This window comes from Streptomyces sp. CB03238 (assembly GCF_002099185.1).
GTDB lineage: Bacteria > Actinomycetota > Actinomycetes > Streptomycetales > Streptomycetaceae > Streptomyces.
Genome location: NZ_NBCN01000027.1, coordinates 93152 through 109697, shown reverse-complemented (window position 1 = coordinate 109697; position 16546 = coordinate 93152). Strand labels below are relative to the sequence as shown.

General features: G+C 68.3%; 7 protein-coding genes and 1 pseudogene. 2 read left to right on the top strand and 6 right to left on the bottom strand.

Annotated elements, in window-relative coordinates:
• Positions 1-75 precede the first annotated feature (75 nt).
• Positions 76-498 (top strand): annotated as a pseudogene (locus BKD26_RS33650) (DEAD/DEAH box helicase); the annotation flags it as partial.
• A gap of 84 nt (positions 499-582) precedes the next feature.
• On the opposite strand, the gene BKD26_RS33645 reads toward BKD26_RS33650, so the two are convergent.
• The 5 genes from BKD26_RS33645 to BKD26_RS33625 all read right to left on the bottom strand — a co-directional run bounded on the left by BKD26_RS33645 (position 583) and on the right by BKD26_RS33625 (position 12572).
• A complete protein-coding gene (locus BKD26_RS33645) occupies positions 583-2610 on the bottom strand; it encodes a recombinase family protein (protein ID WP_084906114.1) in 2028 nt (675 codons plus the stop codon).
• A gap of 310 nt (positions 2611-2920) precedes the next feature.
• Positions 2921-6025, bottom strand: a complete 3105-nt coding sequence (locus BKD26_RS33640; protein ID WP_084906112.1) for a DUF3962 domain-containing protein — start codon at positions 6023-6025, stop codon at positions 2921-2923.
• A 31-nt stretch (positions 6026-6056) separates the two neighbouring features.
• Complete coding sequence (locus BKD26_RS33635; RefSeq protein ID WP_084906110.1) at positions 6057-9722, bottom strand: hypothetical protein; 3666 nt, start codon at positions 9720-9722, stop codon at positions 6057-6059.
• A complete protein-coding gene (locus BKD26_RS33630) occupies positions 9715-10908 on the bottom strand; it encodes an HU-CCDC81 and SPOR domain-containing protein (RefSeq protein WP_084906108.1) in 1194 nt (397 codons plus the stop codon). Before BKD26_RS33630 ends, BKD26_RS33635 begins: the two co-directional genes overlap by 8 nt.
• Entirely contained in the window at positions 10905-12572 is a 1668-nt protein-coding gene (locus tag BKD26_RS33625; protein WP_179166800.1) for a PD-(D/E)XK nuclease family protein, read from the bottom strand. The genes BKD26_RS33630 and BKD26_RS33625 overlap by 4 nt, the downstream gene beginning before the upstream one ends.
• A 296-nt stretch (positions 12573-12868) precedes the next feature.
• Between BKD26_RS33625 and BKD26_RS33620 the strand changes: the two genes are divergently transcribed.
• Positions 12869-14314: a serine/threonine-protein kinase gene (locus BKD26_RS33620; protein ID WP_084906106.1), complete on the top strand. Its 1446-nt coding sequence runs from the start codon at positions 12869-12871 to the stop codon at positions 14312-14314.
• 71 nt (positions 14315-14385) lie between these two features.
• Here the strand turns inward: BKD26_RS33620 and BKD26_RS33615 are convergent, their stop codons facing one another.
• On the bottom strand, positions 14386-16467 hold the full coding sequence (locus BKD26_RS33615) for an N-6 DNA methylase (RefSeq protein ID WP_084906104.1): 2082 nt from the start codon (positions 16465-16467) through the stop codon (positions 14386-14388).
• Positions 16468-16546: the final 79 nt, after the last annotated feature.

Genomic DNA, 16546 nt, shown 5'->3' with positions numbered 1-16546 from the left:
CAGTCAGACCCTGAGCCACGACCACCGGAACCCGCTACGAGTATCAATGTCAGACCCGTGCTGTTGCATGGAGGCATGGAGCACACGAGCAACGCAGGACCCAGCACGCTTCGCGCGGCCGCCGATGCCGTGCTCGCCCGTCTCGTCGGGGACGCCGGCGGTGCCGCACGGCTGCGCGAGGACCAGTGGCGTGCGATCGAGGCTCTGGTGGCGGACAAGCGGCGAGCGCTCGTCGTGCAGCGCACGGGCTGGGGGAAGTCGGCCGTGTACTTCGTCGCGACCTCACTGCTGCGTGAGCGGGGAAGCGGTCCGACGGTGATCGTCTCGCCACTGCTCGCGCTCATGCGCAATCAGGTGGAGGCGGCGGCCCGGGCCGGTATCCACGCCCGGACGATCAACTCCTCCAACACCGAGGAGTGGGAGACGATCCAGCAGGGGGTGGCCGAGGGCACGGTGGATGTGCTGCTGGTCAGCCCTGACGAACTGCCTTCTCCAAACTCGGGCTCTGCACACTCTTCAGCGGGCTCGGCCGGAACCCAGCACGCTGGGCCCCGCTCCAGCCGCACAACGCATTTTCACAGGTCAACACTCCAGTATCACCGGCAAGTTGAACACCTTGGCCGTGGTGTCACCCCAAGACGTTTCCGTCCCCGTGCTCACGCTCTGCCTGTTGTTCAATAGGTGCTGCGGCTCGAAGATGCACTCGATCCGCATGGTCAGCTCGGACAGCGCAGGCAGTGCTGTGCTCTCGACTGCCGCGAGGTCCTGTATCGCGTTCGCCCAGAAGCCGGATTGGCGCCAACGGGCCGAGTAGGTCCGCAGAGTCGCTGGTTCACCAAAGAGCGCCGGGAGGTCGCTCCGGGGGGTGCCCGTGCGAACCTTGTAGAGGATTCCTGCCATCACCAGCCGGGGGCTGACGCTCCGGGGCTTATGGGTGATCATTGGCTCGATCCTTGCCCATCCCTCGTCGGTCAGTAGCGGGACTGGTAGCTGTCTCTCGACAAACCATGCCGCCAGCGCGCACGGTTGCCCCTTACGTCCGCGTCGAGGAGGCTTCAGGAGGGTCACCTTGGCGTCGACCGCGGCCAGGAACTTCTTCTGCTCCTCTAGCGGAAGATGGTGCAGAGTCCGGCGCGCCATCGCCGCCAGCTCAATCAGCTGGGCAGACCTCACCTGTGCCGTCCCTGCTTCCGCCAGCTGGGCGGTCATCTTGCTCCTCGACGCGAGCAGGACGTCGAGTTCGGCCTGCAGAGGTGCGATCGCACGCTCCACCGCCTTCTCCGACTCCGCCAGAGACAGGTCACGCGCGGCGACATCCTTCGCGGCTACGCCGATGGCAATGGCGACAGCCCGCCTCTGGTTCCTAACCTGTCGGTCGAGTTCCGTTCTGCGTTCCTCAAGTCCTTCACGCTGACCAGCGCGCATCCCGGTCCGGTCTCCCGCTGCGGCCTTGAGTCTCTCGGCGTCACTGAGGAACGTCCTCACCTGTCGCCACGTCTGTTCTTCGACCGGGTCGGCGGCCAGGTAGGGGCACGAGCAGGTGGGCGCGCCGACGTATGCCTCGCTCCGCCCTTGACACCTGTACGCCGGAACCCGGCCGATCGTTCCGCCACCGATGTAGCGCTTGCCACAGGGGCTGACGATGCGGCCGGTGAGGGGGTAGACACGGGCCTTCTGCGGCGTGCGGACCGGATGCCTGCTGGCGGCCCTGACCTCCGCGACCTCGGCGGGGGTGAAGACAGGTGGCAGAGGAATGACCACTGGATCTCCGTTCGCAGGCCGGCCGTCGTGATCGCGCTTCACCCCGTTTGAGCCCCGGAACGCCTGCCGCGCCTCCAGCACAATGGGGCTGAGCACCTGTTGACGCAGACTGTGGCCAGCCCACGGCCGGCCGTCCCGCTTCGCAGAGCCCTCGCCGTTCAGCGCGACCGCCGCCTTGCCCCAGTCACGCAGCGCAACGAACAACGACTGCCCTCGGCGCAGGGCACATGCCTCATGCTTCGCCCCGCAGTCTCTGCTGTCGGGGCACTCGTCGAGGACCAGACGGCCGCCGACGACGCGGTACCCGTAGGGCACCTTGCCGCCGACGTATCCTCCAGCCTCTGCCTTCTCCTGGATCCCGCCCTGGGTGCGCTCGCGGATGATGTCCCGCTCGTCCTCGGCGTAGTCGGCATCCTTGCGCATCTTGCTCTCCCCTTCGGGAGTGCTGTTGTCGTAGTCTCGCTTGACCACGGCAACGAAGACGCCGATCTCCTGGAGTTCCCAGACCCACTTCCAAAACGCGCGCCCGGTATGACCGATAGCACGGCCTTCGTTGACGACGACGATGTCGAAGGGACGCGGCGCCTTCCGCGCATCCTCCATCAGCCGCCGCAGAGCCGGACGTTCATAGGCTTCCAGCGCCCCTGAGACGCCCTCATCTACGAAGGTTCCAACGTGTTCCCAGCCCCTTTGACCGATGTACGCGCCCGTCTTCTTACCCGAGTACGCGATGCCGTAGCCCTTGGCCTGCTCCTCCGTGGACACGCGCAGGTAGTCCACAACCCTCAGCGCTCTCCGGTCCAAACGCAGGCGGGCCGCCACAACGGCCGTTGCATCAGGGTTTTGCACGTCAGATCCGTTACCCCGATGAGTACGTCACGAAAACCTCGGCAGGCGAGCAGCTGGCAGGCCGCTCTAAGGGCTCACAGGGAATCAACCAGCTGTTTCCATTCGGTCGCTCGTGGTGCGAACTGGGCACATCAAAGGAAGCCCGCGATGAACTCGCGGCGGAGTACGCGGTGTTGCTCCCGAATCCGGATGAACGGCAGCAGAGTCTGCTGACGTGGGCGGGTGATGGTACCCGAAGCCTGCCGCACGTATTCTGAATCGATGTCACCGGGCAGAGCACGGTCCTCTGATTCCGACTCTGCCCGTTCCTTCATGAGAACAGCGCGAGTTGCTCGTCCTCAGGGGCTTGCGCGAGACCGGGGTCCTCCGCGTATTCCGGATCCACGTCTGCCGGTTCGGTGTCTGCCTCCTCAGTGATCAAACCCAGCGCCGCGACTACACGCTGCCCATCGACGATGCTCTCCGCCTTGTCAGCAGCTGACTCCTCCAGAGAGGTCTCATCGACCTCGCCCTCTCCCTCGGCGACCGTTGGCAGAACGTAGTGCTGGGCGAGGCTCGCCAGGTGCAGGGGTAGTGGCAGTGAGAGTGCGTCCAGGTAGTCGGGAGCCTGGCGGAGCTGGTGCACAGCAAGGGCAAGGGCTTCGGGCGAGTCGCCGGCGTCCGGGTGGCAGCCCAAGACCGCGATTTCCACCAGCCCGGGGTTCCAGGCGGGGATGTGCGTGTCGATGGTGGGTTTGCCCTTGTTGGGGCCCTGACGCAGAGGCCGGGGAGCGATCTTGTCGGCCTCGACGGCGGAGTCCCGGAAGGTGCCCGCCTTGGGAGTGGTGCTGTAGAAGATCCGCCCCGAGGACCGGATCGCGTCTTCGTCTTCCGTCCACAGCCCCTGGGGCAGGCCGTTAACCTCGCCAGGAGCCGCGTTACCCCACCATTGAGGGGTCTCCCGACCCGCTGCGGTGCGTACGCGGACCAGCCGGAGGTCGGGGTCGAGCCCAACCGGCTGCGCGTGCCCGGTCTTGATCAGGTCTCGTTCGGTTTGGCTGTCCTGAAGCCACGGCCAGTGCAGCCGACTGTTCTGGGAATGAGTCAGCAGGACGGTCGGTCGGCCGCGGAGGGACCTGATCATCTTCTGGAGGTAGCGGGCGGTGGCCTTGCGCTGCTGGTCCATGTTCTGGTGCCAGATGCGGTACTTCGAACGCTGTCGGGGTACGAAGACGGAGGCTTCGGAGACCGGGGCGGTGTCGGCCTCGGCGGGTTCGCTCACCTCAGGAATCTCGGCCGTCTTGACCAGGCCGAGGAGGAAGCGTGGGTAGGGAATCCAGCGTCCCGTCCGCTCGTCCCAGCCAGCGACCGCGGCCAGGCCGCTGCCCGGTGCGAGCGGGGTCACCATGACGGCGACCGGGGTGTGGAGGGGAAGCCGTGTGGGTCCGTCCTTGCGTCGCTTGACCATGTATGTGGCGACGTAGCGCAGGTCCGCGGGAAGCGCCTCGCCGAGCGTGTGCTCGGGCAGGACGCGCACGCCGTACTGGCGCAGGGCGTCCTCCCATCCTGAGTGGACCCGGTGCAAGAGGTTCTTCTCGGTGTTGTGCCCCTTGGCCTTCTTGGGGACGAGAGCGAACTGTGTGAGCACGCCCGCATCCGCGCAGCCCAGGCGGAGGGCGTACTTGGGGTCGTCCAGGCGGTGGGCGAAGTCCTGACGGCGGTCGATCTCCACGAGTGCGAAGCTAGGGCAGAGCGGGTCGGCGCCATCCTTGGTGAGGAACTCCTCGGCCGCCTTCCGCCGAGTGTTGATGCCCGTCTCCAGGGCCTTGCCCCTTGGGCGCGCCTTGGGGTCGATGCCCAGGGTGTCGGTGATGCCACCTGTGGTGCGCAGGCAGCGAAGGCGAAGGGTCAGTTCCGGGGACTTCCATTCGAGGACGACCGGGCTTCCGGGCGCAGCCAGCTCGTATGCCTCCTCGGCGTTGGCGGGCGCCGGTCGGCCGCCGTCACCGTCCAGCCCGAGGACATCGGCGACGGCCTCGATGGCCGCGTCCCGGAAGGAGGGGCTCTGCCACAACAGTCGAGCCTCGACGACCGCCGCGTCTCCGCTCCCCTCAACCGCTTCAGAGAGGTCCTGGCCCTCGTTGATCCTGGCTGCCACCGCCAGTGCAGTCCGGCGAGCAAGGGCTTCACGTTCAGCCTCGGCGGCCTTCTCGGTCGCCTTGGGCTTGGGCCGGGCGTTGGCGGGGGCGCTGGAGCCGGCGCTCGCCCGGCTGAGGGAGGAGACCCGGCGCATCTGCTCGGGCAGCGCTTGTTCGGCCCATTCGACGATCTGTGAACGCTGGTGCGACATGAGGCCGGTGCCGATGCCATGGGCACCCATGTGTGTGCTGTGGACAACCGAGGCTCGGGTGCCTTCCCCGTCGCCGATCCATTCCTCGGGTTCGGTGAGCAGGCTGTCCGGGTCGGGGAAGGGGCGGTTGAGTGCCAGCCTGCCCAGGATCTGGGCGGGTCCGTTGTTCTTCCAGGCGTAGTCCTGAGTCCCGCGGTCCCAAGTCAGACGCGCCACCGCGTAGCGGTCGCTGCTGGGTGTGCCGGGCAGCCAGGGGATGCCCGGCAGCAGATATACGGAGGTGTCGCGGCCGTACGGCAGCCGCAGCCGCTGCTTCTTCGCATCGAGGCGAGTCGCCCAGCGGCGCACTCCGGTGTGCAGGTGGAGGCGCGGGCGAGGGTCGAGGGGGACGGAGTGCAGCGAAATGTTGATCACGATGGAGAACCACCACTCGCGCCCCTTGACCACGTGCGAGAGGGGCTGCGAGAGGAGCTCCGCCCCTTGCTGGCGCGGTCCTCGTGGCACGGCTCGGAAGTGCAGGCTGCCGGCGCTGTGCTCGTAGGGGCCGAGAGCGAGGATGCGCCGGGCCAGAGCATCGGTCGCGAGCTGGTACTGCCGGTCGCGCGGGGCTGCGGTTCCGCCGTCGGTCGTGGGGCAGCCGAGTAGGTCGACGGTGACGTCCTGCCACTGCGGCGGGCAGGCGCGCAGTGCCGTGTGCGTGTCCAGGACGGCGCGGTAGTGCTCGGGCTCGGCACGGATGTCCTGGAGCCAGGAGCCATTCAGCCGGTCAAGGGTGTCTCCCGGCAGGGGGTGGGGGACGTCGTGCGGGGCGTACAGCCAGAAGTCCTCGGCCTGCTGGAGCGGGTCGCGGGGGCGTCCCCGGACGATCAGTTCGGGGGCAAGGCTCTGTAGTACTCCGTTGAAGCGGGCGACGGGCGCGGTTCGGTAAGGGTCGGCTTCGGGGTCGCGTCCGAGGTTGCAGAGCTCCAGGATGCTCGAGTGCCACTGTTCGGGAAAGGGCAGCGCGCGGTATCGGGCGGTCCAGGGGGTGGCGTCGGGCTTGAGGAGGTAGGCGGCCCGGCTGGTGTCACGGTATTTGGCGGCCATGGGACTCCACGGTCTCCTTCGGTTCTCGGGGTCAGTTTCCGGCGCTCAGGCCGCACAGGGCGTCGTAGAGGGGGTGGTAGAGCGTGCGTACCAGGGCGGGGTCGGCGGGGTCGGGGAACGATTCGGGTGCGGTCTCGTCGTCGAAGTAGGGCGCGAGGACGTCGCGGAGCTTGATCAGCAGTCCGTCGTCGTTGCGCCGGCGTCCGCTCCGGGTCGCCGCGGCGGGCGGAGCCCCGGCCTCGGCAAGGGCGGGGGCGAAGGCCGCGTCGACAAATACGACACGGGCGGGCACTCCGCCTCGCACCAGTCGGCCGATGACCTGCCAGATGGTGACGAGTTGGTCCCAGGCGAAGGACGTCTTCTCCGCGTCGCTGAGCCGGGAGTAGATGTAGCGTCGGGAGAGCAGGCGGCGCCATTCCTTCCGGGCGGCGAGGCGGAAGCCGAGCCCAGCGGCGTCCAGATCCGCAGCGTCGGCTACGAGCTTGCCAAAGGTTCCCGCTTCGGGATCCGGCTGGTCGCGGACGAACCTGGTGACCCAGTCGTTGACGGCGAAGACAGCCAGAGAGAGGTCGTCGGGGCGCGGGTGGGGGCGGGCGAGGAAGAGCACGGTCCCGAAGGCGGCCTTGTGGCTCTGGTTGAGGATGTTGTGACCGCGCTCGATCGCCATCAAGGGGGCGACCAGGACTTCGGCGTCCTCGTCCTTGGCGAAGGCTGCCAGGTCGCCTCGTCGTACGGCGGAGGCACTGGTGAAGTCGTCCGTGGCCGAGTCACCGGGGCCGGTGTGGTCGAGCTCTGCCTTGTCGGAGGCAAGTACGCGGACTTTGCCACGCCAGCGGGGCATGCGTTCAAGGAGGTCGGCAGCGGTCCTGGCGTCGTGGTAGCTGCCGACCAGGAGCAATGCCCGCCGGCGTTCGCCGTCCTCGATCTGCCGGAGTTCCCGGTCCAGGAGCGATGTGCTGCCTGGGGCCGACTTCCCGAGTTGGGTGACCATCTGGGCCAGAACCCGTTCGCGGGTGTCGAGTTTGGCTCCGGAGAGGGTGAGCGGGGTTCCTTCGCCGTCGTAGAGGAACAGCGTGCTGAAGCGGGTCTGCCGGATGGAGTCGACGGCGGCCTGGTGGGGTTTGAGGATCGCCTTGACGGGCGCCATGACGTGTGCGCGGGTCGATGTACCGGCCCAGCTGGTGCCTGACATGAGCACCACGTGTGGTCCGGGTCGGCCCGCGGCGGGGTCGGCCCCCAGTGCGGGAAGGGTGAGCAGGAGTTCCCGGCCGACGCCGGCGCACCGGAAGAAGCGGAGGGTGCCGCTGCGGTGTTCGTCGCCTTCCGGCCCTCGCTCCGGGTCTTCGGGCAGGTACTGGAATCCGAGGACGTTACCCATGGGGGCTTCCGGCACGACCGGTGCGTAGTCCAGGGGCGGTCTGCGGGAGAGTTCGTTGTCGGCGGTGTCCAGGTGGAGGGCCGCCTCGGCCTGCGGCCACAGGAAAGTGACGCGTTCGAGGCGCTGATGCAGTGCGGCCAGTACCAGGGTGAACTCGAGGCGCCGTGTCGCCCGTTCCAGCCAGGGCTCGGTCCCCCAGGAATCCACGGGGTCCCGGTCGGGCTTCCCCGGCCCCGGCGCCTCTTGTCGCAGTGAACCGTCCATGATGGGCGACCCTGTGAGCAAGACATCGAGGACGGAGCGGACACGCTGGCTGGTCGCCGTCTGGTCGAGGTTGTGCAGGAGATCTCCGGCCCTGCGGATCAGGGTGTCGGTGAGTTCACCGTGCGGGCCGCGATCACCGAGTGGGTCGTCGCGGAAGGCATCGAGGGCCTGGGTCACCTCGCTGCGGCGTGCGTCCCATGCCTCCGTGCCCGGGGTGCGCGGTGAGGCGAGACCGTCGGAGTCGCCGTCGGAGTCGTACACCTCGGTGTCGGAGGAGATCCCGTCTAGGACGGATCCATCGACGTGCGGCCGCGGGTACCACTCATTGATCAGTTTCTCCTGGAGGGTCCAGGCGCTGAAGTATTCGATGTCCGCCCACTCACGGAGGTCGTCCTCGGTGATCAGCCTGCGGTAAAGGCGGTTGGCGGCGATGTGCACGAGGTCCAGGGAGGCCGACCATCGTTCGACGTCGCGTGCCGAGAGGGGAAGTCGGCCCTGCCGGGCCAATTCATCGATCTTGTGAATGCCGAGCCGGTCGAGCCAGGATTCCGGGCCTCGCACGATCAGCGTCGCGGACGGGGCAAAGGCGGTGTCGAGCTGCATCTGTACGCGGTCCGCTTCGTCGACGATGACGATGTCGCTGCGTAGGCAGGCGAGTTCGAGGTGCCTCAAACGTTCCGCATTGAGGTGGTTCGGGACGGCGCTCTGCAGCAAGCTGGCGGGGTTGGCCACCCAGATCAGGGCGTCGACCAGCTCTCGGTCGGTGGCGTGTCGGGGGCAGACGCTCCACACCGGACAGCCGTGGTCGGACCGGGAGGTCTCAGGGTCCGTCCCCCCTGCGCCTTTCTCTATCTGCCGCGCGGATTCATCGTGCCGGTACACGGGCATCGGGATGTCCTCAGCGGCGGTTGGACCGGGCGTCTTGACCGGGCGCAGTTCCGTACAGGGGGCGTCGACGTAGCGTAGGGGTTCGGCCGCTTCCAGTCCGCGCTGTGCGTCGAGGACGCACACCGTGCTCAGGTCGTCGAAGGCCGGATCGTCGTGCTGGAGCAGGGAGGCTTGGCCGCGTGCGGCGAGTCGGCGGTGCAGCCGGGACGCGTGCTGCTCGCGGGTGGTGCCACCAATGACGGGGGCGGCCTTCAGCCCCAAGTCCCGGAACTGGCCGACCAGGGTGAGCTGTTCGGCGACATCGCCGACGACGAGAGTCGTACGCAACCCCTTGCGCGCACCCCAGACGGCGATGAGATTCATCAGGGTGCTCTTCCCCGCGCCCACCATGCCGACCAGATGGAGCAGCTGGTCCAGGCGCAGTGTTGTCGTCTTCTCGAAGTGCAGCCCGTCGGTGGAGAGGACATCGAGCTGCAGATCCTCCAGGCGTCGCACCCATTTCCCGGAGGGGAGACCGCCGGCGGTCTCGGACTCCTCCATCCAGCGTGCCGTTTCCGCGAGTTCGGCCAGTGGGATGTCCAGGGGCCGACCTGCGGTGTCCGGGACCCGGCCCAGGTCGTGGCCGGCGGGCGGAGGGAAGCACAACTGCTCGGGGATGGTCACGGAGGCCGGCCGGTGTCGCTCGGTGAAGCGGGCCTGGCCCGCCGGGGCAGGCGGCAGCAGGCGCTGGTCGAAATCCGGAAGCCTGGACAGCGCACGCTCGAACTTGCCGAAGCGGTCGCCTGCGACCGTCGGCTCGACCCGCCGCGCCGGCCCTCCCCCCTCGGGCAGTCGGTATCCACGGAGCCGTTCGGGTAGCTGGGCATACGTCTCCAGGCACTGGTGCCACATGCGTCGGCGGCGCAACTTCCACAGAAGGTGGCGCGCCACGTCCAGCCGGTCGCGCTGGGCCGGCGTGGTCACGAGGCCCGCGGCTACGGCGAAGGGGTAGCCGCCCAAGAGGGTGTAGACGCCTCGGGCGTCGCGGGACGGGTCGAGGGTCTCCATCAGGTAGAGGCCGAGCTCCACCTGGCAGAGCAGGGAGGGGTTCACATCCTGATGTTCCTGGGGCCAGACCGGCTCCAGGGCTTTGGCCAGTGGCTGGTACCACTCGCTGCTGTTACGCACGGGGCGATCCGTTCGTCGGTGTGGAGTCCATCAGGTGAGGGCCGCCTTCCCCTCGGAGCCGGGCGGAGGCGAGTGCGACGAGCCGATCGTCGGTGAGCAAGAGCAGGCCCTCGGCCGTGGCAGGCCGGTTTCGCCGGTACGTGCCGAGGTAGTCGCGATGGGCTTCGGCCTGTTCTCGGGGGACCACCCAGCACGACTCGTCGTAGGGCGGCTCCGGGCGGACGGGTTTCGCGGCACGGCCGAGCAGACCGGGATGTTTCCAGTCCTTGACATCGATGGCCCAGACGTGCCCGTCGGGGAAAGTCACGCGCAAGTCGTAGGCGTCGAAGCCCGGCCAGAGCTGGACTTCGAGTCCGAGCGCGCTCAGCCTGGCCTCCAGTTCGACCTCGGCGCGCCCGGGGCTGGTGACGAACTGCCTGAGCGGCCGCACGAGCTGCAGCAGCCCAGCCGCGTCCGCCCCGGCCAAGGTCCGCCCGTGCGGCGGCGCGCCTCGTCGGCGGCACCGGTCACGTTCGCACCACCATGATGCGCCGCCCGCGACCGGAGTGAGCAGGGTCAGGCAGCGACCGCAGGTGACGTAGGTTCCCTCGTCTTCGTAGGAGGCCGGAACCGCCGCGTAGCACTGGTCCAGGAGTTCTTGCACGGGGGCAAGGAACAGGTCGGTCTCGGTCTCGAACCGTTCCACTCCAGTGAGCACCGGGCGTTCCACCAGGAGCTTCCGGAAGGCTACGTAGGACTCGGGCGACGACGCCTTGCGGCACAGGCGCATCGCCGTGTGGATGACCTCTCGGTCGAATTGGGCGGCACCGGCGTCCTTGCCTCTGATCCACCACTCGTGGCACAACTGGGTGGGAACTAGCGCCTCGGGGTCCACCAGGTAGTCATCCGGCCCGAAGGCATCCGGCGGCAGGTCGAGGGGCCAGTCCTCCAGGGGACGGCTGTGGCACCAGAAAAGCAGTTCCGGGAGGCTGCGGGGGATCTCCTCGACACCTCTGAGGAGGCAGGCGAGGACGGTCCGGTCGAGGGCGCGCTGGGCTTCGGCCGGGTAGGGCAGCCTGAAGGAGGAGAGCGATCCGAGGTCGGCGAGCTGGATTACCGCGCCGGCCAGAGTACGGACGAGCCGTACGTCGGGGAAGTCGAGCCAGTCGCCGCGCTGGGCTGTGTGGGTATCAGAGGCCGTGGTCATCGAGGCTCCTGCTCCGTCGTGGCGAGATGTTCGATTCCCGGGTGACACCATTCGAGGGCTTCGCAGCTGCCGCAGTGCCGGCCTGGAGTGGTCGGGTAGTCCTGATCCTGGGCCCAGGGCTGGGCGAGTTGCGCGACCACTTCTCTCGCTTCGTCGACGGTCCCCGGGCGCGAGGGATCCAGCTCTTCAAAGGTCACGTCGTCGGTGTGCAGCAGTTCGAGCTCCACCCTGGAGCGCGCCACGTCACCGCCCAGGACCCCGGCGGCCAGCATCAACACGCCGAGCGCCAGCTGGGGATAGCGCTTCAACAGCGGCTCCCCTTCATAGAGGTACCCGCTCGCGGTCTTGGTCTCCCGCCAGATCCAGCCCCCGCGACGGGTGTGAAGCAGATCGGGGGTGGCTATCAGAACGAGATCGAGTTCGGGGTCATAACAGACCGCCTGGTACTGCACACGCACCTCTTCGTACGCGGCAAGGCCATCTAGCGGGCAGTAGAAGGCGTGCTGTTCGAGCATGGCGGCGCCGTCGAGTGCTTCCTGACCGCTCAGGTGCAGGCCGCCCGCGCCCCAGGATGCCGGGTCCGCCGGACCGGAGAGCGCCTCACAGCTCCGGTAGGGCTTGCTGCCGTGCCGTTGGTTCAGGATGTCGTCAACCACGCGGCCGCGTCGTACCTCCGGGCTCTCGGGTTTCGAGGAGCGCAGTTTGAGCTGCCGGGTCATGTGGTATTTCGCCGGACAGTCCCGGTAGGCGCGCAGATCAGTGACCGAGGCGCTGCGTCGTGGCCGCTGGGGTTTCGGTAGTGTGATCCGCAGCAGTTCCGGAGTGCGCGGGAGTGTCTCGCAGCCGGTCATCGCCTTGCAGTCGACGCAGCCGGATCCGGGGCGAGCCCCGGTGCCGTCGATGGCTTGGAGGAGCGCGGGCCACCCCTCCGCCGTAAAGTGCTGCCGTGCCTGCTGCCTGTTCCAGTCGAGTAGCTCCTTGCGCTTTCCATCTCCACAGCCGAATTCGATGACCCTGACCTGTGTGGGCAGGTTGGTGCGGAACGGCGGAAGCTTGTCGAAGGGGACCGGAGTGTGTCGCTTCCGCCAGCCCCCGCCCGCGGGACGCCCCCGGGCCGCGACGTACGCGGCTACAGCTTTCTCCCCCTCAGGGCGATCGTCCTTGGCAGCGCCAAAGGTGAGCAGCCACAGATCCCTGGTGGAGCCGTCGACGGCCGCGTAGCGGCGTCCCCAGGCGGCCATCTCATAGGTGTCCGCGCCCCGGGCGTCGACCGGCCCAGGGTCCTTGCCAACCACCCAGGTGTCACGGACCGGGACGGTGAGCGTGAGGCCGGCTGCCTGGCGGGCGTGTTGGTCCGCCGCCCTGGCCTCCAGATAACGCCGGACCGCCTCGACCGACCAGGACAGGAGCAGAGGGTGCGACGCGCGACGACGGTAGAGCCCGAACGTTCCCTTCGTACGCCAGAGTTCTCCGATTACCCACTCCGGATCGTTACGCTCGTGTTCAATCAGGTCGAGCGCATCCATAAAGACCTTGAGAGTGAAGTCCTGAAATTTTGCGACGAGTTCGGGCGGTTCCGGATCTGCGATCAACATCGGGCGGGCGTCGCTGCTGCGCTTCGTCGGGCAGTCTCGTGGGTCGAGCCGCGCAGCGCCGAGGTTCATACGTACCAGCCTGGTGTCACCACTGGTTCCGGCGGGGCGCGGCCAGTTACTCATGTGCTCCTCCAAGCGGTACGGCAGGGCGGCCCGACGCGACACCATCGAGAGCGGCTTGCCGGGTGTCGGGCGACTCCAGCATGACACACGACAGCTGTGAACTCAGTCCATGCACGAAATCGTTCTCGATCGCTTTACACTGGGCGCATCCGCCACGCAACGGTCCGGCGGAACCGGAAACCCCATCACCGTCGCGCCTCTCTTCGTGACGGACGAGGGACGCTTCGGAGGCAAGGGGCGGCATGAAGAAGGACGACGTGCTGGGCGGCCGGTACAAGCTGCGCAAGCACCTGGGCAGCGGCGGCATGGCCGTGGTCTGGCAGGCGGAGGACCTGCGGGACGAGAGGCTAGTGGCCGTCAAGTGCCTGCGCACGAACAGCGATCTTCTGGACTCACTGGACGAAGACGAGGCGCACGACGAGCTGGGGCGCATGCGTGGCCGGTTCCGGCGCGAGGGCGCACTTCTCGGACGCATGCGCAACAGGAGCATTCCCGAGCTGTACGACCAGGGATCCCACGGCACCGAGCCCTACCTCGTCATGCGCTTCGTCGACGGCAAGCCCCTGCACCGCTTCCTGGACCAGTACACCCCCACCGTCGGCGTCGCCGCAGCCATCGGAGTCCAGATCGCCGAGGCGCTGGCCTGCGCCCATGACGTTCCGGTCGTGCACCGTGATCTCAAGCCGTACAACTTGATCATCGACGAGAGCGGTGTGGTCGTCCTCATCGACTTCGGCATCGCCAAGCCACTCTGGCCCGGCGTCACGGACTACACCCAGCACGGTTCCACTGTGGGCAGTAGGGGGTACGAGGCCCCGGAACAGATCCTGGAACGCCAGATCACCCCGAAGACCGACCTATACGCGCTGGGTTGCATCCTTTACCACCTGCTGACCGGCCACCCGCCGTTCTCCGGGGACGGCTTGAAGCACCAGCACGTGAAGGACGCTCCGATCCCGCCGACCTGCCACGTCGGGCACATCCCGGCGGAGCTGGAGGCTCTGGTGCTGAAGTTGCTGGCGAAGGAGCCGGAGGACCGGCCGGTTGACGCCCGCGCGGTCGCGGAGGTGCTGCGGAAGTACGCGCCGCGCCCGGGGGACGCCGCCCCTTCCCCTCGGTTGGAGCCGGACCCTACGCGTCCGTTGCGCCTGCCGGCTGAGTACGACCTGCCCGCCGCGCCTGCGGCACCGGCGATCGCGACCAGGCCAAACAGGAGGCACCGCGCTTCCGGGTTCCTCAGCCGCAGGGTGTTTCAGGAGCTCACCGCCGAGGCCGAGACCGAGATCGATGTCGGTGAGCCCGCGAGCGCGGTCGACAGACTGGCGGAGCTGCTGCCGGCCGCCCGCCGGGACTGGGGCGCCTTCGACCCAGGGGTCCGGGCGGCCCTCCGCGTGGCCGCGAACGGCATGCGCATTGCCGGGCGCTGCAAGGAGGCGATCGCGCTCTACGAGGATCTGGCCGTGCGGGCGGAGGGCAGCGTGAGCCCGAACGATTTGGCCGACTACCTGGAAGGCACGCTCGGCGCGGCGGAGTGCCGTATCCCGTTCGGCGACCTGCTCCCTGCGGCATCGGCGCTGGCCCTGGTGCTTGAAGAGCTGCCCCGCGTCACCGGCCCTCGCGCCCAGGTGCTGGCAGAGCGATGTCACGACGTCGGTATCGAGCTCGACGAGCTGGGCTACGAGATGTAGGCGGACGATCTGGCGCGGGTGCCCCTCCGCACTCGCTTAGATGATGCGGGACCGGCAGGCTCACCGGGCGATCAGTGCAGCCTTCCCGCCGCGAGCCCGTCCCCGAGGCCCCGGACAAGGCCCTCGCCCACCGCCGCAAGGGAGCGAAGTGACTCCTCCAGTGCAAGCAGTCCCCTGAAGGCCGCCGCGTAAGGCCGCTGTTCGGTGAGAGAAAGCTGGAGTACCTGCAATTTACGTACGTCGATGCGGGCCGAACTGGAGGTGTGGGAGCCGGCCTGCCGCGCGTTGGCCGGAGCTCGCAGGCAGCCCGCGAGAAACCAGGCGTCGAGCAGTTCGGGGTCCGGGTGCAGCGCGTATAGCTGCGGCCCGAGCACCAGGGGCGTGTCCACCTGGACCCATACGCGATAGGCCCGTTCGACGCCCACCACGACAACGTCCCCGGGCTCGGCCACGGTGAGCGCGCCGGTTCTGGCACCCTTCTCCACCACGGCCCTGGCAAGCCAACCGCCCGGCCCCCCTCCCTGCACCAGGTCGGGAACGCTCAGGACTGGCACTGCACCGTGCGGAAGTGCATCGCCGTGCAGGAGCTCGCCTGGAAGCGTCTGCCCCTGCCGCAGCTTGAGCGCGTGGGCGCGGTCCAGGTCCGAGACCATAACCGTGGATGCGGCATCGCCGCCCCCCGTCAGGTCGATCGCGGCGAGGGTACGGGAATGACCGCGCACCTCGTCGAGCAAACCATCCAGGCGCCCCCAGGATTCATGGAGCTTTACCTGGGCCTCCATGGCCGTCTCCGGCACGTAGCGCGCGGGCGTGAGATCCGTCTGCTCGTCGAGCAGGTCCATCACGGGGACGGTGACGCACCCCTCGGGCAGCCGCTCCCCCGCTCCCGCCTGCTGACCCTCGGACCAGGAGTGGGCCTGTACCGCGTCAAGGACCTGACCGCTCAGCCGTGGCCAGTCGATACCCTGAGCTCCCCGGACCGTGCCCTGCGAGGTCGCCGCGTCGAGCAGGAACAGCCGCTCACCCGGAGCCGTCCCGCCGTCGGAGGCGGGCGCCCGGAGAATCCACAACTGGAGTGAGACGCTATGCGGTTGCGCGGCTCCGGCTGGCAGCGCGACGACTCCCCGCAGCGCGCGTGTGCGCAGCAACGCCCCGCGGATGCGCCTACCCGCACGCCGGGAGGCCACCGCCGGCGGCAACAGGAGTACGGCGACACCGCCGGGCGCCAGGCGGGCCAGCGCATGCTCAACCCAAGCGAGTTCGGGCTCTGTCCTCGGTGGCAGGCCGTAGACCCAGCGGGGGTCGGTGGCCAGTTCCTCATGACCCCAGTCGCGCGCGTTGAATGGGGGGTTGCACAGGACGACGTCGGCCCGCACGACACCGTGCGGGTCTGCGCGGAGCGAATCTCCCGCCCTGATCTCCGTGCCCACCCCTCCCACGTCTGCGCGGGCAAAGCCCAGCCGGGCGGCTGCCAGCGCGGCAAGCACCGGGTCGAGGTCGGTCCCGAGGAGCGCTGGCGCCGTGGAGTTGGCCTCGGCCCCACGCTCCCCCATGCTCTCACCGGCGGCCAGGAGCAGCCCACCAACGCCACATGCGGGGTCGAGGACGGTAATCCGCGCATCCGTGCCCCCTGGTCCTCCGGCCCTGACAGTCAGAGCGATGTCCGCCATCAGCCGAGCGAGTGGGGCCGGAGTGGTGCTGACCTGCCGCACATGGGCGTCGAGCCAACGTGAAAGCAGGAAGTCGAAGGTCGCACGGCCTCCTTCGTGGCGTGCGGCATCGACCGTCTCGTCCACCACACGGACGGCCTCTTCCGGAAGGAAGGACTGCTCGGGCACGGCCTGGTCCGCGCCCTCCGCGGCGAGAAGGCGGCGCCCGGCTTCCGCGAGTGCCGCACCCATGACCGCACGTTCACCCAGCGCCTCATAGTGCGGCCACAGCCGCTCACGCAGCCCGATCCGCTCAATCTTTCCATGGGCGTAAAGCCATCGTTCGACGTCGGCCAGAGAGAACTGCGGGCTGGTGTCCGTTCCGCCGACCGGTGTTGGGAACGAGTCGTGGCGGCGCCGCCAGTTACTCACCGCCGCTCGACCCACACCCGCGATGCGCGCGATTCCCGCGAGAGTGACGGGCGCGTCGATGGAGTCTGGCATGCGCTTCTCCGAGCGGGGGCGATTTTCGGACGGACCGGCACCGGATGTCACCGTATCTCAGCCACCCTACAACAGGAGT